General features: G+C 55.9%; 16 protein-coding genes and 3 pseudogenes. 11 read left to right on the forward strand and 8 right to left on the reverse strand.

All coding sequences use genetic code 11. The features are described from left to right. Positions 1 to 88: 88 nt before the first annotated feature. From ONG87_RS10545 to ONG87_RS10555, 3 genes and pseudogenes are all read left to right on the forward strand, one after another. A pseudogene (locus ONG87_RS10545) lies at positions 89 to 187 on the forward strand (ABC transporter substrate-binding protein); the annotation flags it as partial. A gap of 68 nt (positions 188 to 255) precedes the next feature. Further along, positions 256 to 465 (forward strand): transporter substrate-binding domain-containing protein, encoded by a 210-nt coding sequence (locus tag ONG87_RS10550; protein ID WP_264381184.1) that lies wholly within the window; start codon positions 256 to 258, stop codon positions 463 to 465. Positions 466 to 469: 4 nt separating this feature from the next. Continuing rightward, the gene (locus tag ONG87_RS10555) at positions 470 to 1,297 is read left to right on the forward strand and encodes a phytanoyl-CoA dioxygenase family protein (protein WP_264381185.1); all 828 of its coding nucleotides are present in this window, start codon (positions 470 to 472) and stop codon (positions 1,295 to 1,297) included. 501 nt (positions 1,298 to 1,798) lie between these two features. Here the strand turns inward: ONG87_RS10555 and ONG87_RS10560 are convergent. Then, positions 1,799 to 2,692, reverse strand: coding sequence for a LysR family transcriptional regulator (locus ONG87_RS10560; RefSeq protein WP_122478052.1), 894 nt, complete (start codon positions 2,690 to 2,692; stop codon positions 1,799 to 1,801). 133 nt (positions 2,693 to 2,825) lie between these two features. Here ONG87_RS10560 and ONG87_RS10565 point away from each other — a divergent pair, with 133 nt between their 5' ends. After that, a complete protein-coding gene (locus ONG87_RS10565; RefSeq protein WP_122478051.1) occupies positions 2,826 to 3,806 on the forward strand; it encodes an aldo/keto reductase in 981 nt (326 codons plus the stop codon). An 87-nt stretch (positions 3,807 to 3,893) separates the two neighbouring features. Beyond that, entirely contained in the window at positions 3,894 to 4,583 is a 690-nt protein-coding gene (locus ONG87_RS10570) for a carboxymuconolactone decarboxylase family protein (RefSeq protein WP_264381186.1), read from the forward strand. A gap of 326 nt (positions 4,584 to 4,909) precedes the next feature. On the opposite strand, the gene ONG87_RS10575 is transcribed toward ONG87_RS10570, so the two are convergent. Further along, the gene (locus ONG87_RS10575) at positions 4,910 to 6,283 is read right to left on the reverse strand and encodes a PLP-dependent aminotransferase family protein (RefSeq protein WP_367400434.1); all 1,374 of its coding nucleotides are present in this window, start codon (positions 6,281 to 6,283) and stop codon (positions 4,910 to 4,912) included. A gap of 99 nt (positions 6,284 to 6,382) precedes the next feature. Between ONG87_RS10575 and ONG87_RS10580 the strand changes: the two genes are divergently transcribed. The 5 genes from ONG87_RS10580 to ONG87_RS10600 all read left to right on the forward strand — a co-directional run bounded on the left by ONG87_RS10580 (position 6,383) and on the right by ONG87_RS10600 (position 9,897). Continuing rightward, positions 6,383 to 7,012, forward strand: coding sequence for a LysE family translocator (locus ONG87_RS10580; protein WP_122478045.1), 630 nt, complete (start codon positions 6,383 to 6,385; stop codon positions 7,010 to 7,012). 121 nt (positions 7,013 to 7,133) lie between these two features. After that, entirely contained in the window at positions 7,134 to 7,580 is a 447-nt protein-coding gene (locus ONG87_RS10585) for a GNAT family N-acetyltransferase (RefSeq protein ID WP_122478043.1), read from the forward strand. 674 nt (positions 7,581 to 8,254) lie between these two features. After that, the gene (locus tag ONG87_RS10590; RefSeq protein WP_122478041.1) at positions 8,255 to 8,749 is read left to right on the forward strand and encodes a DUF1761 domain-containing protein; all 495 of its coding nucleotides are present in this window, start codon (positions 8,255 to 8,257) and stop codon (positions 8,747 to 8,749) included. Positions 8,750 to 8,754: 5 nt separating this feature from the next. Beyond that, positions 8,755 to 9,456 carry a YafY family protein gene (locus tag ONG87_RS10595; protein ID WP_264381188.1) on the forward strand — a complete coding sequence of 234 codons (702 nt, stop codon included), beginning with the start codon at positions 8,755 to 8,757 and terminating at the stop codon, positions 9,454 to 9,456. Between the two features lie 24 nt (positions 9,457 to 9,480). Continuing rightward, a complete protein-coding gene (locus ONG87_RS10600) occupies positions 9,481 to 9,897 on the forward strand; it encodes a hypothetical protein (protein WP_240998770.1) in 417 nt (138 codons plus the stop codon). A 1,120-nt stretch (positions 9,898 to 11,017) separates the two neighbouring features. Here ONG87_RS10600 and ONG87_RS10605 read toward each other — a convergent pair. Continuing rightward, a pseudogene (locus tag ONG87_RS10605) lies at positions 11,018 to 11,440 on the reverse strand (LysR substrate-binding domain-containing protein); the annotation flags it as partial. On the opposite strand from ONG87_RS10605, the gene ONG87_RS10610 reads away from it, so the two are divergent. Beyond that, entirely contained in the window at positions 11,439 to 11,867 is a 429-nt protein-coding gene (locus tag ONG87_RS10610) for a cupin domain-containing protein (protein WP_122478269.1), read from the forward strand. The pseudogene ONG87_RS10605 and the gene ONG87_RS10610 sit on opposite strands and share 2 nt — an antisense overlap. Before the next feature lie 173 nt (positions 11,868 to 12,040). Here the strand turns inward: ONG87_RS10610 and ONG87_RS10615 are convergent, their stop codons facing one another. From ONG87_RS10615 to ONG87_RS10635, 5 genes and pseudogenes are all read right to left on the reverse strand, one after another. Continuing rightward, positions 12,041 to 12,589, reverse strand: coding sequence for an isochorismatase family protein (locus ONG87_RS10615; RefSeq protein ID WP_264381189.1), 549 nt, complete (start codon positions 12,587 to 12,589; stop codon positions 12,041 to 12,043). A gap of 347 nt (positions 12,590 to 12,936) precedes the next feature. Next, positions 12,937 to 15,318 carry a membrane-bound PQQ-dependent dehydrogenase, glucose/quinate/shikimate family gene (locus tag ONG87_RS10620; protein ID WP_122478033.1) on the reverse strand — a complete coding sequence of 794 codons (2,382 nt, stop codon included), beginning with the start codon at positions 15,316 to 15,318 and terminating at the stop codon, positions 12,937 to 12,939. A gap of 136 nt (positions 15,319 to 15,454) precedes the next feature. After that, a pseudogene (locus ONG87_RS10625) lies at positions 15,455 to 15,538 on the reverse strand (oxidoreductase); the annotation flags it as partial. Positions 15,539 to 15,553: 15 nt separating this feature from the next. After that, positions 15,554 to 16,786 (reverse strand): multidrug effflux MFS transporter, encoded by a 1,233-nt coding sequence (locus ONG87_RS10630; protein ID WP_197976824.1) that lies wholly within the window; start codon positions 16,784 to 16,786, stop codon positions 15,554 to 15,556. Between the two features lie 11 nt (positions 16,787 to 16,797). Next, positions 16,798 to 17,295: a DUF2255 family protein gene (locus ONG87_RS10635; protein ID WP_264381190.1), complete on the reverse strand. Its 498-nt coding sequence runs from the start codon at positions 17,293 to 17,295 to the stop codon at positions 16,798 to 16,800. Between the last annotated feature and the right edge of the window lie 176 nt (positions 17,296 to 17,471).

Genomic DNA, 17,471 nt, shown 5'->3' on the forward strand with positions numbered 1-17,471 from the left:
CAGCGCCTCTATGTTGCACCCTCCTCGCTGATCGCAAAAAAAAGGCTCAGGACTGCTGCCAACTGCTGTATCACTGAAAGGTAAATCGATGGGTGTCGTGCAAGGTTCGCTTCAGGAGAGCTATGCCAAATCCGAGTGGGCGCCGTCCGGGACAATCGTCCACTCCTACCAGACTCAGGATCAGGTGTTCATGGATTTGATATCAGATCGTCTGGATGGATCTTTCCAGGCCTCCGTGCAGGGTGACTCGGCCTGTTGCAGAGAGACCAAGGGAAGGACTTTGCTTTTGCGGGCGAACCCATCACCGATAAGAGCATCATTGGCAACGATGTGGCGATCGGTATCCGCAAGAATGACACGGCCCTGCGCGACAAGATAAACGCGGCGATCGTCGCGCTGCGTCAGTCGAGCGAGTACGACCGCATCTCGAAAAAATACTTCGCCTACGATGTATACGGTAAGTAAGGCCATGACAGCATTCGCACCCACCGACGGGGATTTCAAAGCCAGCGAATTGGGCAACGCCGCCCGGCACTTTTTCCTTGAACACGGCGCGCTGTGTATTCGCGGCGCATTGACCATGGAACAGGTTGATCAATTGAAATCCGGCATCGGTCAGAACCTCGCGCACCACAGCCCTTGGGCCAAAGTGGCGAGCAGTACCGATGATCCTGGCTGGTTTTTCGGGGACTTTTGCAACTGGCGGGACAACGACCAGTACCGCAGCGTGATACATGAGTCAGTCTTGCCTGCTATTGCCCAGCACTTACTTGGCAGTAAGCAGATTCGGCTTTATCACAATCACCTATTGGTCACGGAACCCAATACTCGGCAACGCACCCCCTGGCACCAGGATCAGCCGTACTACAACATCACGGTCGGTGAGACGATCAGCTTCTGGATTCCGGTCGATCCCGTTGCACAGGCCTCGACGCTTGAGTTTGTGGCTGGTTCCCATAAAGGGCCTTGGCTGATGCCGCGATCCTTCATGGACAACCAGGCCAAGTGGTTCGCCAAGGGCACGCTTACCGATCTTCCAAACGTAGAGGATCACCGTGAAGACTTCCCGATTCTTGGCTGGGCGCTACAGCCGGGCGATCTGGTGTGCTTCAACATGCTCACGCTGCACGCTTCTGCCGGCGTGGCGGGTAATCAGCGACGTCGTGCGTTTTCAGTGCGCATGCTCGGTGACGATGTGCGTCATGCACCACGGCCATGGATCACTTCGCCCGAATTTCCTGGGCTGAAAGAGCGCCTGCCGAAGGCGCCGTTATGGACGACCCTCTTTTCCCTGTGATTTACCCGAATCAAGCGGCGCAGGATCGGTAGGTTCAAAGCTTGCACTCGACGTCGATTGCTTAGATCCACCGGTATAATCCGCGTCGAAATGCAGGCCGGGGCGTACCTATTCAGATACCAAGCGATTGCAATCATTGCCAACCACGGGACTCGATTCCCTTAAGTGATTAAACGACAAGCGAGGATTGGGATTCGTTTGCTCTGGAACGATATTTATGGGCGTGTCGGGCTTGATACTGGCTCCAAAGCTATCTGTGCTCTGGGTATTGCCCGGCCGGATCCGAGTGGGCTTGTCGATGTTGATTTTTCTGACGCTACTCATGATTCGGGGGCGCTATCGCCAGTGTCCCTTGACCTGCAGAAGTCAGCCGAAAGCCCCGGTCGCGAACGGAAGCAGTCGGCCCAAAGAACACATCAAAAGGGTTTGGATCAATTGCTGGAGGTTGTCGATCACCAATGAGAAAATTGCAACCAATACTGGATTTGACCGCAGAATCCCCTAAACCTTGTAGCGTAGAGCATTGACCACCAGTGCAAAGGCTGGCAAAGACTGCCTCCGGCTCGGGTAGTAAAGGTGATATCCGGGAAAAGTTGGCGACCAGTCTTCAAGAACACGAATCAATCGACCATCCTCGACATATGCCTGGACAAGATCCTCCGGTGCATATGCCAACCCGTATCCTTGCAGAGCGGCGGCCATTATCTGGGGTGAGTTGCTAAAGATCATCTGGCCAGACACCTGAACATTCAGCGCCTTGCCGGCCTTGGAAAACTCCCAGGCATACAAACCACCATGGGTGGGCAAACGCAGGTTCGCGCAGTTATGGGTTGTCAGATCTTGGGGAATCTGTGGTTTTGCACGATGAGCAAAGTAACTTGGCGCTCCCACCACAGCCATCCGCAAGTCAGGGGAAATCCTGACTGCAATCATGTCCTTCGCCACTTGATCGCCTATACGGACTCCCGCGTCGAAGCGTTCAGCTACGATATCGATTAACCTGTAGCCGATGTTGATCTCTAGAGTCAGATCGGGATACTCCGGCAGCAACCTAGAGAGTTTCGGCCAGAGAATGCTAGATGCCGCATGGTCAGGCGAGGTGATCCGGATAGTTCCGGCCGGTTTATCACGCAGCTCTCCTAACGCGGCAATTTCGGCTTCTATCCCCTCGTAGTAGGGCACAAGGCTCACAAGCAATCGCTCGCCGGCTTCGGTCGGCGACGCGCCGCGTGTGGTTCGAGCCAGCAAGCGAATACCAAGACGTTCCTCAAGACTGCGGATGCTATGGCTAATAGCTGATTGGGACACACCCAAATGGGCCGCGGCTCTGGTAAAGCTGCGCTCGCGCGCAACGGTGATGAACACCGCAAGGCTGTTGAAATCGTTCTGTGGCATTATGAATTGACCTCATACCGGTTATCGCAGTATGCCACTTCTTTAATGGGTGAGATGTTTATAAAGTCGCTGCATCCCCAATAACCAAACAATTTGTGGGTTGGTTTCCAACACCCATAAAAGGAGATGGATGATGCATAAGCGCAAAATCGGCAGCAACGGCCTCGAAGTGTCCGCCATTGGCCTGGGCTGTATGGGCCTGACATTCGGTTATGGCGCCGCCACTGACAAAGCGGACGCAATCAAGCTCATCCGGGCGGCCTTTGAGCGTGGGGTCACCCACTTCGATTCGGCAGAAGCCTATGGGCAAGTCAACGAAGAAATGGTTGGGGAAGCCGTTCAACCATTTCGCGAGCAGATCGTCATCGCGACAAAATTCGGTTTTAAGGACGGCAGCCCCGCCGCAGGGCTGGACAGTCGACCTGAGCGCATCCGCCAAGTGGCGGAAGAATCACTCAAGCGCCTGAAGACCGACTGCATTGACCTGTTTTACCAACATCGCGTCGATCCAAACGTGCCTATGGAAGATGTTGCCGGGGCCGTGCGCGACCTCATCACCGAAGGCAAGGTCAAATACTTTGGCATGTGTGAAGCCGGCGTAGATGCTATCCGTCGCGCCCATGCGGTGCAGCCGCTGTCGGCACTTCAAAGTGAGTATTCGATGTTCACCCGTGAGCCTGAACAGGTAATTATGCCAACCCTCGAAGCGCTCGGGATTGGCTTCATTCCCTTCAGTCCATTGGGCAAAGGTTTTTTGACTGGGAAAATTAATGCTGGCACGACCTTTTCCAACGGTGACGTCCGGAACAATCTGCCTCGTTTTGCTGACGGTGCCCGCGAAGCCAACCACCATCTCGTCACCCTGATCGATGAAATCGCCCAACGCAAGCAAGCCACCCCCGCCCAGATTGCACTGGCCTGGCTGCTGGCACAAAAGCCGTGGATTGCGCCTATCCCAGGTACAACCAAGCTGCATCGCCTTGAAGAGAACGTAGGCGGAGCAACCGTGGAATTGACCGTAGATGACCTTCGCGAACTTGGTGAGGTTCTGGCCAAGGTGCCTGTACAAGGTGAGCGTTACACCGCGCAGATGATGAAAACCATCAACCGCTAATCGTTCCTCAGCGCCTGACGGTGTTTCTTAGGGAGCACCGTCACACCCTCGTTTCCCACTATCCACCTGCACGAGCGAGCGATCACTATGAAGTCAGACGAAGCTAACTTCGCCGTACCGGCATTTGCGCGCTACACCCAGGAGGTGCTTCTGGAAGAGATATGGCAGCGCCCGCAACTGCTGCCCCGGGATCGCAGCATCGTGACCGTTGCCGCGTTGATTGCGCGCCATCAGCCAGCCGAAATGGTTCGCCAATTCAACTTGGCGTTGGAAAATGGCGTTACGCCCGCCGAATTGGGTGAAGTCATCACTCATTTGGCATTCTATTCAGGCTGGGGCAATGCGACATTGGCGGCATCCATCGCGAAAGAGGTTTTTGAGACTCGCGGTATCGCACCAACCGCATTGGCGGATGTAAAGGGCGACCTGCTCCCAGTTGATGAAGCCTTTGAAGAGATGCGCGTGGCGGCGGTAGAACAGATGATCGGTCCTGCATTTGACGCGCTCGCAGGCTATACAACTTCGGTACTGTTCCATGACCTGTGGCTGCGCCCGGGACTGACTCCCCGTGACCGCAGCCTGGTCACGGTCGCGGCTCTGGTTGCAGTGGGGCAAGCCGCTCAAATCCCTTTCCATGTGAACAAAGCCATGGATAACGGTCTGACCCAAATTCAGGCTGCCGAAATCATTACGCATCTGGCCTTCTACGCCGGTTGGCCGAACGCAATGTCGGCGGCGGACATCGCCAAAGGAATATTCGAAAAGCGCTCCGATTGAATCACTTGGCAAATCTGGCGCTGTATTTCGAATGGCCGGACGTGAATCGGTCATTTCGCGCCAGCCCAGGGTTCGGCGAAATCCAGGGTAAAAAACATCCAAAACACCAAATCCGAAGAGCGGCACATCATCTGCGAGCTTCGCTGCGATGATTGCAACACCGAGCAGGTTAAGCCTTGATCCTGCAATGTGTTGAGCCGGCAAGAGCGGAACCCGGTTGACTCTGGAGGATTTCAGATCAACCACGAAGTAACTGACCTAATTGACGCGCAGCGCTTTTGGCCTGCACCCGTGTGAGCGCTGCAAACCCCAATAGAAAAGCGGGTTCAAGCTTGATGTGGTAACACGACTGGCCAAGGGGTTGCAGCCAGTCCCAGTTCCTCGGCCCCTTTGATAAGTGCACTGTCGTCCTGATCGCCCGAGGGCCAAAGAATCAGGTGGAATCCCGCATGTTCGCCACTGATGCGATAGCGGCCAGGGGCTTCAGCCATAAGCGTATCAAGCAAAATATCACGTAAAACCTGATACTCCAGGCGTGCGCGGCGCAGGTGTCGCAGGAAGGCAGGGCCGCGCATGAACTCTGCCAGACCGAGTTGCTCCGAAATGCCCACACTGCGTCCCACGGCGTGCCACAGCGCAAGGATCTTACGATGCAACTCAGGTGGCGCCAACAAATAGCCCAGCCTTAAGTTGGAAAACAACGCCTGATTGAAGCTGCCGCAATAAACAACGCGTTGCATTGAGTCGATCGACTTCAGGGCTGGCAGCGGAGCGCTGTGGTAGTTGTACTCACTGTCGTAGTCGTCCTCGATGATCCACGCATTCCGATGCTGAGCCCAATCCAGCAACTCCAGGCGCCGGGTGGCTGACATGATGACGCCCAAGGGCGACTGATGGGCAGGCGTTACATAAGCCAGCCGGCATCCAGTCAAATTGGAGAGACCGCCCAGATCAAGCCCTTCCTCATCAACGGGCACATGCAAAAGTTCTGCACCTGCCTGTTCGAAGATGCGATGAACCGCAGCGTATCCTGGATCCTCGACACAGACCTGATCACCCGGCTTCAGTACGCAGCGAGCAACCAGATCGATGCCGTGGCGAATGCCATTGGTGATCAGTATTTGCTCTGCATGACAGTCGATGCCTCGGTGAGTACGCAAATAGCGGGCTATCTGCTCACGCAGTGCCAGCGCGCCTTGCGGTTCAGCACTACACATCTGCTCCGGCTTCAATCCAGCCATCGCCCGCTGTAGATGGAATGCCCACTCAGCGGGCACGATCAGATGCGGATTGGCCAAGCGTGCAACGAAAGGCACGCTGACCTGCGCCCGATGCTCTGTGCCGGGTGGCAATAGCGGCGTTGCAGTTTCAGCGGACGGGGTGGTGCGGACGGCGCGAGAGTCGGTGACAGCTTTTAGGTAACTGTCAGGAATGACAGCGCTGACCCGGCTGCCTGAGCCGACCTGGCGGACAATGTAACCTTCAAGCTGCAAGCGCTCGAAGACGTTCTCCAGCGTACCCCGGGCAATCCCCCAGCGCTCACCGAGCATTCGGGTCGAGGGCAATCGGTCACCCGCCTGTACGAGCCCATTTAGAATCGCATCCCGTATTGCCAGATATGCCCTCTCCTGCTTCGTGCCCGTTGCCTCACCCGCTGGCAGAGGGAGCTCCATGGCCAGCGTCACCCTACCCTTGCTCATAATGGTTCATACCACTTTCAGTTATGTGGCCCTATTGATCAGACCATTTGCGGCCTAGTCTACCTGCATCTCTTCACTGAATTGCACGCTAGGTTTTCCATGTCACTCACCGACTATTTACTTTTTGCACTTATCGCTGCTGTCCAAGTGGGCTCACCGGGGCCCTCAACTATTTTTCTCATCAACAACGCGCTCATCCACGGCCCTGCCCGCGCGGTGCTGATACTGACTGGAGACCTGGTGGCTATCGCAGTACTGGCGACTTGCTCACTGCTGGGGGTTGACGCCTTATTGATGGCCAACCCTGGCGTGTTCACGGCAATAAAGCTCGCTGGCGCGGCCTACCTGGTGTGGCTAGGTATTCAGCAGTTTCGTTTGAGCCGCAAAGGTCAACGCAATAAAACCCAGCCGTTGGTTCCTGAACGCATCTCGGCTCTATGGGGTAAGTCATTCGTGGTCGGCATCAGCAATCCCAAGGCACTACTGTTCTTCTCGTCGTTGTTGCCACAGTTTGTGGGTAACCCGCAGGACGCCAATATCGGCTCGCTGTTAAGCTTGATCGGGCTCTTTGTTCTGATCAAATTCGTGGTGTCCGGAAGTTATGCGTTAACCGCAAAAAAGATGGCGGACCGATTGGCCAAACCCGGCGCGGCGAGCTGGGGCAAGCGGATCACCGGTTGTGTATTGATGGTTTTTGGAATGGTGATGGGCCTCAATGCGTTCGAGTGAGCGGCTGGCATTCCGGGTTTTATGATCTCCAGCATTAGGTAAATAGCGGAGCCTCGACATCGTTTCTAAGACTCTGTCAGCGTATCAAGCGCACACCCCCTCCCTGAAAGAAGAGACCCTAATGATCCGGCTAGCCGACACAAAAGATGAGCCTGCTATCAGAAAATGCGCTGAAGAAGCCTACGCTCGCTATATTTCTGAGATCGGCTGCAAGCCCGCGCCGATGACTGCCGACTATGCAGCCCAAATCGCGGCCGGCATCGTGTACGTGGCGACGGGTGAAGACACAGCCCTGCAGGGCTTCGCGGTGTTCTACGCAAAGGACGGTTATGTCCTTCTGGAAAACGTCGCCGTCCTGCCAACTGCCGCTGGACGAGGAGTGGGTAAATCACTGATCAGCTTTTGTGAAAACGCTGGAAGGCAGCTCGGTATAAGTGCAGTGCGTCTTTACACCAATGAGAAGATGACCGACAACCTCTCCATTTATCCAAGGCTTGGGTATGTTCAAGTCGCGCTGCGCACCGAGCACGGCTTCAAGCGCGTGTACTTTGAAAAAAATCTTGATTGATGCAGCGTGACGTCGGGTTACGTTTGTTCAACGGCAGACTGGATAGCGCTGACCATCGATCATACGGGTCTATTCGCGAAGTAGCGGTCAGGGCATCACGTGGACAGCCCTCTTCCGAAGAATCTGCAGCATTGATCTGACCGGCCGAACGATTAGGTTTGACACATTTGCTAACTGGCAGCAGGAAGGCTACATGATTACCTATCGCCATCCCATATTCGGGCCTTGTTGTTCATGCACAACGGCTTGTGAAGATTGGCTGTACTCAATTTAAACCTGAATGCAGCAGTCTTGTTAAGCGCGATCAAAGTGTTACTCACGGCTGATCTACCTGCGTGGTGCCAAGATTTCCGTGGCCGGTTGACCCGGTTTAGAAGATGTTAATAGTCAGCCTGTGATCTCTCGTATCCCCTCGCCTGCGCAGGCCAATGAAGCGGACTTTCGGCGCCTGGAGTTTCTTCAGCAGGTAGCGTTCGGCACCACCCGACGCGGCACGGCCACCTCCCTTTGGGTGTGCTCGTTAGCATGCCAGCGGCCATGGTGTCGGCCGAATTGAGCAGCAGGCACCACGCTGACGGCCAACCGCGGTCGGCTGGCAGCAAGGCTGTTCATCGATTCGACGAGCATATCGTCAGGGTTCTCCAACTTATTTGGCAGCACTAAAGCTTACGAGCATGCCGCGTTTGTATGCTGACACAACGGTGTCAGCAGGCCACATGTACATTAACGCACTAAATCCCCAAGGCAAATCAAAGATGCTTACAGCCCTTCCACAGCTAAACTGGATCGCCGTTGCGATCGCAAGTGTCGCCCATTTAATATTGGGCGGCATTTGGTACACCGTTATTTTTCGTCGTCGCTACGCTAGCGTAATGGGGTTGGACGAATGGCCTTCCAAAGCGCCAGCCCGCTTCATCGCTGGCCCCTTCCTTTGTAGCCTTATAAGCATTATCACCACAGCAATCTTGCTGCAGTGCCTCGGTATCGACAGTCAAAGTGATGCGTTGTTTTTGGGCGCACTCGTTGGGATCGGTTATCTAGGCACAACGACTACCAACATTGCGATCAATCCGTTGTTTCCTCACCCTTATGCTTATGCAATTCTCACCGTGCCGATGTTCCTTATTGGAAGCATAATTTCGAGTTCAATTCTTGTAGCCATGCGGTGAAACTTATGCGGCGAGCCGATCGTCTCTTCGAGATTATTCAAATTCTTCGCCAGTCGAACGTGCCACTCACGGCAGACTCAATCGCTACAGAATTGGAAATCGGAAAGCGGACGATCTACCGGGACATCGCCGTGCTCATGGCTAGACGCGTGCCAATTCGCGGCGAGGCCGGGATCGGCTATGTCCTCGACCGAGGCTTCCACCTACCACCGCTGATGCTCAATGTTGACGAAGTGGAGGCGCTTACACTCGGGGCCCAATGGGTGATTGCTAATGGCGACAGAGATTTGTCCCGTGCTGCTCTCTCCGTCTTAGCAAAGGTAGCAGCCGTGATGCCGCACGATTTGAAGTGTTTAGTCGATGACCCTGCTGTCGTCACACTGCCCCGACACGAAGCATGCCGCAGCAATCTGGATTTTCGAAAGCTTAGACGCTGGTGCCGCGAAAGCCGCAAGATCGCTATCCGTTACCAGGATAAAAGCGGCGTCGAGACGCGCCGTACACTTTGGCCGTTCATGATGGGCTATGTCACGGGATGCCATGTCGTGATCGCATGGTGTGAATTGCGTGAGGACTTCCGTGTATTTCGTGAAGATCGTATTAAGCTCGTGGAGTTTTTTGAGGAGCAATTCCCGGCCAGCGCGGCCGTCTTACGTAGACGGTGGATGCAGCGTCAAGCGAATCGCTTGAAGGGCGAATCAACGTAAGCGCTCTACTGACGTGGCAATCTGGTGGAGTACCTTGCTCGTAATGGTCACCATGTCCAACAGACTCACGATTTGCCGAGTGGGTTGAAGGGCGCTGATGTGGTTTATGCCACTCGTATCCAGAAAGAGCGGTTTGCCGAGGAGGAGACGCTGGAGGGCTACAGCGCCGACTTCCAGATCAACCTTGCCCTAGTCAATGCCGTCTGCGGTGCCCACACGCTGATCATGCACCCTCTACCCCGCGACTCGCGCCCGGGCGCCAATGACCTGAGTGTCGATCTAAACTTTGACTCGCGGCTGGCGATTTTCAAGCAGACCGATAACGGGATCGCTGTACGTATGGCGATCTTCGCAACGTTGTTAGGGGTTCAGGATCAGCTGCAGCATTCGTTGCGCGAGGTGGGATGGCGGGTGCCGGTGTACTTGGGGCCGGAGGAATAGGTGCCTTATCGGGATCAATGACTGGCGAGCGATTCGAGGGTTGCCGTTGATAAGAAGGGGCGCGCGTCACTTCAGTAAAGCGTTTAGTCATCGGCCGCCGCTTGTTGGCCATTCTGCTAGGTTCGCGTATATCTAAGTCTGGCCGACTTCAGGCTTTCGGCGGTCTATCTGCGGGGGGGGGGGCGCCGTAACCATATACCCTGAATCGGATACGCCGCGAATCAAATACGTCAGGCGGATGCCTGCCTAATGTGCAAGGTGTGTGGGCTTGGCAGCTTAAGATGATAATGCCACACAGATTCTTCATGGTTGGGAAACCGGTGGAGTAGCCATCCCGGTGCCATTTACTTCACCCGGGATCCCATGGGTGCCTCCTGAGGTCTTCGCGGTTCAATAGCTCAGCTAACCCGGCTCTGTCACGGCTGCCGTGGTGTTTCAAGGTTTCTCTTACCTGTAGGATTTATCTAAGCAGGTGAGTGACCACCATGCTCCTTTCCATGCCGTACCAAGTCCAATCCCTGGAATGTTCTGCCGATAATCCTCAATCGCTTGAAAGAACCCTCCGCCGTTACGGCGACCCTGCCGGGTCTCCTACTCTTGGGCGAAAAGCTGTGGCTGAAGGCTACAGGCCTACAAGGGCGACTTGCGCCCGAGACCGCTTCAAGTCTCAGCATTGCGCTCATACAAGTAGAAGCAGATCGCCCGCAAACCCCGACACATCTACCGCAAATTCAATTCAGCCCAAGCATCATCAGCAGAGAATCGGCCTATCGAGACCAAACTGTCGAAGCCCCGCGCGATTACTGCCGCAGCCCTCTAAATACCGTTGTGGCGGATCCCTCCTACCCTGAAGAGCCTCCAGGAATGATGGCGGAGCCAAGGATGGGGCAGTGCAAGGCATTCGACCTGCTGGCGTCTGTGCTTCGGCTATGGCTCCAGCACCATATCAGCTGCTATCTCAATGTTATGGCAGACTTTGAAAGTTATCTGGATGCAAACAGACGCAGCGGCCTCCGGGAATGTTCTGCCAGCGCCTGACTTGGCCATCGCTTGGCTTGCACGGCACGGTCAACTAGGCGGTATAGAGGTCAGAAGTCGGCGCTGGGGCAGCAAGGTGGCCTCAATCACCGTAACGCAGCGCATCGACGAGCAAGCTGAAAGCCTGAGTGGGTTGGCGCCGACTTGGGTAGTACAAGTGATAGCCAGAAAATGGCGGGCACCAGTCGTCCAAAACACGAATCAAGACCCCGTTTTCTATGTCCGATCTCACCTGCTCTTCCGTAAGGTACGCGAGGCCTTGACCTGATCGGGCCGCCATTAAAATGAGAGAGGCAGAACCAAAAACAAGCTGACCGTCAACGTTGACGTTGACGGCTCTGTCCTCCTTCTCGAACTCCCAGGCATAAAGCCCGCCATGCGTGGGCAGTCGCAGATTGATGCAATTGTGCAACGTCAAGTCGGAGGGCGCCTGAGGCTGCCCGTACTTTTCTAAGTACGAAGGAGCGCCGACTACTGCCATGCGCATGTCGGGCCCTATCTCCATGAACGATTCAGGCCAAACCATCATCCGCAGTGGAACCAAGCCATCCGTAAAGGGCCCTGACACTTGGTTCACTGGCTCGGTGCGCATCGACAACATGTTCCAGGCAGCGGCACCTGGTCGCGCGACTGGCGCTATCGTTACGTTTGAGCCATCCGCACGTACCTTATGGCACTCACATCCGGCAGGTCAAACGCTCGTCGTATTGACAGGTGTCGGATGGACGCAATGCGAAGGAGGCCCCCGAACCGAGATTCGAGCGGGTGATGTCGTCTCCTGTGCATGCGGAAAACGCCACTGGCATGGTGCTGCTGAAACGACCGCGATGTCGCACTTCGCCGTCACCGAAACGATTGAGGGTAAAAACACTGACTGGATGGAGCCGGTAACTGACGAGCAGTACCTCAGCGGTGCGCTGATGACGGAATGACCCACACCCGGGCAATAGGTGCTCAGTTTTTATAGTCCCATTGACGTTAATGTCTTGGCGAAAGCGACACCCCACTAGCTCGATTCTACAGATCGAGAGAGAGTGCCTCTCCGAAGCGGGCGGGCGGGGACTGCTAAGGACGCGTTCGGAAGGCTCGAAACTGGCCTTCCGATTTAATTAGTGTTTTGAATTTCTGAAAATGCGGCCAGCACCGATGCCCCAGGCTCCTCAGAAAAATTGGGTGACCACTTCGCGGCCAAGCTGATGATCGATGTGGGTACAGCCCCCGCCAGCTCCATCTGGCGCAACACGGCAGACTCCGTACGCGAGGAGGCGCTACCAATGACGTCCACTGGGATATGCACCGTGTATCCCACATCAATAGCGCCCAATGCTGACTCCAACACAGCGACCTCGCTCGCAAATCCGCAAATGATGAGCGTATTGCGCTTATTGTTGGCCAAGTTCGCAACCATCGCCTTGTCAGTGAAGCTTGGAGCGAGCAGGCGCTGGGAAGTGTTATGCGCATTCGAGTAGGCCCGCAGCTCCGGTATGAGTTCGCCGGGCTTCCCTTTAACGGGAACAAGCGAAAAAGTCATCGGAATGTGCAGCAGCTGTGCGATTTTTGCCAGGACGCCCGCGTTGGTTCGCAGGGCCGTTGGCGCGACTGACCGGCTTCCTTGCGTCAGTGCGTCTTGCAGATCAACAAAGAGGATTTGCACCTCCTCAATCCAGCCTCAAACCGGCTCATTGATGGACTGGTTTGACCAGTCGCCCCCAATGCGCTGGTGTTCTTAAGGTTATTGGGCTGGGCCATTGCGCGACTTGAGAAACCCGGTATCAAGGAAGCACCGAGCAATGCAGCGGTTATCTTGAGCAGCGATCGCCTTTCGCTGAGCTGGCCACCGAGGGCCTCTTTAGATCGATCAATATTGTTGCTGTGTGCATCACTCATCTACCAGACTCCGCACTGCCGGCTGCAACTTCAGCCGGGGTTTAGGTAAGTATTTGCCTGCGCTGCCAATTGAGCGTGTGGCTCACTCAGTTCATGTAGCGCAGGGTTCGCGCATCATCGAGGTAGTGCGTAGGCCACCACGTAATCCCCCTTTGAAGTCGTGGCGGAGTTTCCGCCCGCGCTGATAACCACAAATTGCCTGCCGCTTTTCGGAGAGATGTAAGTCATCGGCGTTGCTTCCGCGCCAACAGGCAGGCGCCCTTTCCACAACTCCTTGCCGGTGCGCACGTCAAACGCGCGGATATAAAAGTCTTGCGACGCTGCAATGAACACCAGACCTGTAGAGGTTGTTATCGGCCCTCCACGTGTGGGCATGCCGATAGGCATGGGCAAGTGTGTGGCGATCCCCAGAGGACCAGTGTCTTCAGTTGTTCCTAGCGGCGTTGACCAAGCGACTTTGCGCGTTGCCAAATCGATAGCGCTGATTGTCCCATAGGGTGGCTCCTGGCAAGGAATACCCAAGGGCGACAGGAAACGCCCCATCTCGATACCCCAGGGCGTGCCTGCCTGCGGAGCGTTACCCTCGTGGCCACCATTTTTTACGCTTGCTTCGTCGTAGGCTTTGCGGGGGATCATGCGATTCCAGATGGCAACCCGGGTGTCATTCACAATCAGATAGCCGAGGTTCTCAGCGATTGAAACCGAACCCCAATTCATACCACCCAGCCAGCTCGGGTATTGAATCGTCAGGCGCTCACTGGGCGGCGTGAATTCGCCCTCATAGCGTGCTTTGCGAAACTCGATTCGGCAGATGAGTTGGTCTATCGGTGTGAGGCCCCACATACGCTTTTCGCTAAGCGGTTCAGTGCCGATTGTGGGCATGCCTACTGAATAAGGCTGGGTCGGTGAACTGCGATCATCCGCAACAGCTCCCTGAGGCACAGGCCGCTCTTCAACGTTGGCGATCGGATTACCGGTTCGCCGGTCAAGCATGAAGATCTGCCCGCGCTTGGTCGTCTGGATCAACGCCGGCACCATAGCTCCGTGGCCGTCCGGAACATCATAAAGGGCTGGCTGGGAGGGCACGTCATAGTCCCATAGATCGTGATGCACGGTCTGAAAGTGCCAGCGCTCACGGCCTGTAGCGATGTCAAGTGCGACGATGGACGACGAATACTGGTCATCAGCGGGAGATCTATGGCCGCCCCAGAAATCAGGCGTCGCATTCCCCGTTGGCAGATAGATCAACCCCAACTCATCGTCAAAAGCCGGTATCGACCACACGTTCGGTGTACCTGGCGTATAGCTCTGCCCCTCTGGAGGCTTGCGGGTAATTGCGGGGTTACCCAAGTCCCATGCCCAGACCAACGCACCGGAACGAACATCGAAGGCACGCACGACACCGGACGGCTCCCCCGTTTTCTGGTTGTCCCACACAAGCCCACCGACCACGACCAAGTCTCGGACAACGGTGGGTGCTGCAGTCGGAAAATAGAGTTCCTTGTCCGGGCTCCCCATGCCAATCCGCAAGCTGACGCTGCCATTGTCACCAAAACCTTTACAGGTCTCACCCGTCTGAGCGTCCACCGCGATCAAGCGGGCATCCACCGTTGTAGCTATGATCCGACGCGCGCAAGCCGCCACAGGTACTTGGGTGTCCGTCGTTGCTACATCAGCGGTGTCCTCGGAATAACCCACGCCACGACAGCGTGGGTACACGTTGTTGGCCTCAACCCTGGGGTCATGGCGCCAGATCTCCTTCCCCGTCTCATCGTCTAGGGCAAATAATTGGCTGGACTGAGTGCAGCCGTAAAGCATGCCGTTGACGTGCAGTGGTGTCACGACATGGGCTTCTTTAACCCCCTTAGGGATCTCGCCCGTTCGGTATGTCCAGGCAACCTTGAGGTCAGCTACGTTCAGCGGGTTGAGCGTATCCAAAACAGCGTGCCGGGTGCCGGAAGGTGTACGCCCAAAGTGCCGCCAGTCGGCGGCAGGTTCGACTGTGCCAACCGCTTTACCGGGGACTGGACTCGGCGCAGCGTCAGCAGTCTGAATAGGCTGCGGCTGCAGTGCTGCATAGAATGTTCCCGCGAGCGCGGCAGCAACAACAAACGCGCCAGCGTATGAAAGCCTGGCCACCAAAGGCGTGCCGCCAGAAAGTAGCTTTGGGGTGCCTAGCAGTATCAGGAAAGCCAAGGCAGCCAGCGCCATCAACCTTGAAAACAAAGGCCAAAATGCGAAACCCACGTCCCATACCGACCACGCTATAGACGCAATGAACAGGGCAAGATAAAGCAACGATCCTGACAGACGCCCACGTAAAAGAAGTCCCCCGGATGCGGTCATGCCCAAGCCTGCCACCGCAAAGTACCAGGAGCCCCCCAAGGTAATCAGATAGATTCCAGCGATGAGCATGAACAACCCTGGTAGCAAGGTAATTACGCCCAGTGCGATAAGCAGCGCACGGGGTGTCCTGGACAGCTTCATTTCTGGCATAGATCATTTCCTTGATATTGTGGTGAGCGTTGGCACTCGTGGCATTGACTGGCTACAAGCGGGCGTGGCGAAGCTCGGAGGTCAACGCATGATGAAACCGCCGTCCACAGAAATGGATTGCCCTGTCACATAGCTGAGCGAACGCGTTGGCAGTTGCCCAACCAATTCCAGAGGCTGCACCTGTGACCAGTGCAACTTGGTTTTCAAATGAAAAACTCATCGAAGATCCTCAACTTTAAAGGTGATCAGATACAGGACGTGCCCACAGCACGCAGGCTGCGGCGAGTAGACAGCCAAAGCCACAAATGCCCACGACCGAGCCCATGGGCCAGGGAGTGCCATCGGCAAACCTCGCCACCAGTGCTGAGCCCAAAATACCGGCTCCGTACTGCATAGCGCCGGCGAGTGCTGATGCAGTGCCAGAAAACTGGGGAAGGCAGTTCAATGCTCCCGTGATGGCGTTGGCGAGAACAAAGCCTGTGGCGGTGACGAACACGAAACAGCCACAGATGAGCAGCGGCAGTCCGCCCCAATCAGCCCAGGTGGTGAATGCGATCAAGGCTCCGGCACTGGCCGAGATGACCCCGCCCACAAACAGCACTGCGTCGGCGTCATAGCGATTGAGCAATCGAGCATTGAGTTGATTGGTGACCATAAGCCCAATGATGCCGGCGCCGAACAGCACGCCGTACCACTGCGGATCAACATGGTGGTAAGCGATGTACGCAAAGGGCGAGCCCGCGATGTAGGCGAAAGTACCCGCGTAGAAAAACCCGCCAGTGGCAACGTAGGCCAGAAACCTGGGCGTGCGCAGCAGCAATCCATAACGCTGGATGATGGTTTGTAGCGAAGTGTGGCTGCGCCGGGTGGCTGGTAAGGTTTCGGGTAAAAGTACCAGACTAGCTAGCGTGGCCACCCCCAGCACTACCAGGGTCCAGAAGATGGCTTGCCAGGAGAACGAATGCAAAATCTGCCCGCCAACCGTAGGGCCCGCCAGTGGTGCGACCGCCATGATGGTCATCAAGGTGGACATTTTCTGGCCGGCTTGCCGGCCTTCATAAAGGTCACGCACCATGGCCCGTGCGAGAACCACATTGGCACAGGCCCCTAATGCTTGCACCACACGCCAGACGACCAGGGTGGTGCCATCACTGGCCAGCGCACAGCCGGCGGATCCCGCGATGAAGAGCAAGCAGCCAAGCGCGACAGGCAGCCTTCGGCCATAGCGGTCACTGAACGGCCCCCAGAACAGTTGCCCTGCGCTGAACCCAGCCAGGTAGCCGCTCACGGTCAGCGCCATCGTGCCGCCGTCTGTGTTTAAAGAGGTCGCCATAATTGGCATTGCTGGCAAATAGAGGTCGGTAGAAATCGACGCGAAGGCCAACAAGGCACTGAGGATCAACAGAATCCGGATGCCGTGCTGCGGTTCGTGCCCCGTTTGCGTTTCTCCAGAACGAGGCTCAGCCAATGCTATTTCTCTCACCGCGCGTTGCCTTCAGGAAAAATTCGAAGAGTCGCAGCTCGCGAGCGCTCGCTGATCATAGGAGCCAGATAGCTGCTGGCGCTGTACTTGGCTCGGTAGGCGTCGTCGATGGGATCATTGACGTCACCGCTAACCGGTTCAAACCTGACGTCGATCGTCTTGCCGGCTGTGATAATCCTACCGGCCCTTTGTTTAAGTGCAGCCTGGTACCAACGGGACTGAACGCCGTTGTAAGCACGCACATAGAGGTCACCTCCCACCTCAATGCACCATATAAATGTCGGCGTACCGTAGTTCACCATGTCCTGTCGAAATACCGAGATATGTAAATCGTCTGCTTTGACGATACTGCCAAGCTCGCGCTGATCCCACCTCATGGGTGCCTCCTTTTGCTGCGATGTGCTGACCACATCCGCGCTTGCGGCGTCAGTGCTGAGGCCACTGCAGATAAACAACGAGCTCAATGCCATGCCTGGAAGTAGTCGAGTGCTCATATTTGATTCCTCCTCAGCGACGGTTGCGGTGGCTGACATACGTATAAAATTCGAGTGTGCTAAAACTAATCACTGAGTCAGCCCTTGAATACCGGGCGTAAGTGGGATGCTCTACTGAGCAGCACTCATTAATGTTAGGAGAGCCGGGGTAGAGCGACCGCCCGGATAACTTTCGG

Source organism: Pseudomonas sp. MM227 (assembly GCF_947090715.1).
In the GTDB taxonomy this organism is placed as follows: domain Bacteria; phylum Pseudomonadota; class Gammaproteobacteria; order Pseudomonadales; family Pseudomonadaceae; genus Aquipseudomonas; species Aquipseudomonas baltica.

Excerpts from the sequence above, each read along its gene's own strand:
- ONG87_RS10585 (WP_122478043.1), top strand. The coding sequence starts at position 7,134 with ATGATCCGGCTAGCCGACACAAAAGATGAGCCTGCTATCAGAAAATGC.
- ONG87_RS10610 (WP_122478269.1), top strand. The coding sequence starts at position 11,439 with ATGAACGATTCAGGCCAAACCATCATCCGCAGTGGAACCAAGCCATCC.
- ONG87_RS10570 (WP_264381186.1), top strand. The coding sequence starts at position 3,894 with ATGAAGTCAGACGAAGCTAACTTCGCCGTACCGGCATTTGCGCGCTAC.
- ONG87_RS10590 (WP_122478041.1), top strand. The coding sequence starts at position 8,255 with ATGCCGCGTTTGTATGCTGACACAACGGTGTCAGCAGGCCACATGTAC.
- ONG87_RS10565 (WP_122478051.1), top strand. The coding sequence starts at position 2,826 with ATGCATAAGCGCAAAATCGGCAGCAACGGCCTCGAAGTGTCCGCCATT.
- ONG87_RS10555 (WP_264381185.1), top strand. The coding sequence starts at position 470 with ATGACAGCATTCGCACCCACCGACGGGGATTTCAAAGCCAGCGAATTG.
- ONG87_RS10575 (WP_367400434.1), bottom strand. The coding sequence starts at position 6,283 with ATGAGCAAGGGTAGGGTGACGCTGGCCATGGAGCTCCCTCTGCCAGCG.
- ONG87_RS10620 (WP_122478033.1), bottom strand. The coding sequence starts at position 15,318 with ATGCCAGAAATGAAGCTGTCCAGGACACCCCGTGCGCTGCTTATCGCA.
- ONG87_RS10580 (WP_122478045.1), top strand. The coding sequence starts at position 6,383 with ATGTCACTCACCGACTATTTACTTTTTGCACTTATCGCTGCTGTCCAA.
- ONG87_RS10595 (WP_264381188.1), top strand. The coding sequence starts at position 8,755 with ATGCGGCGAGCCGATCGTCTCTTCGAGATTATTCAAATTCTTCGCCAG.
- ONG87_RS10560 (WP_122478052.1), bottom strand. The coding sequence starts at position 2,692 with ATGCCACAGAACGATTTCAACAGCCTTGCGGTGTTCATCACCGTTGCG.
- ONG87_RS10635 (WP_264381190.1), bottom strand. The coding sequence starts at position 17,295 with ATGAGCACTCGACTACTTCCAGGCATGGCATTGAGCTCGTTGTTTATC.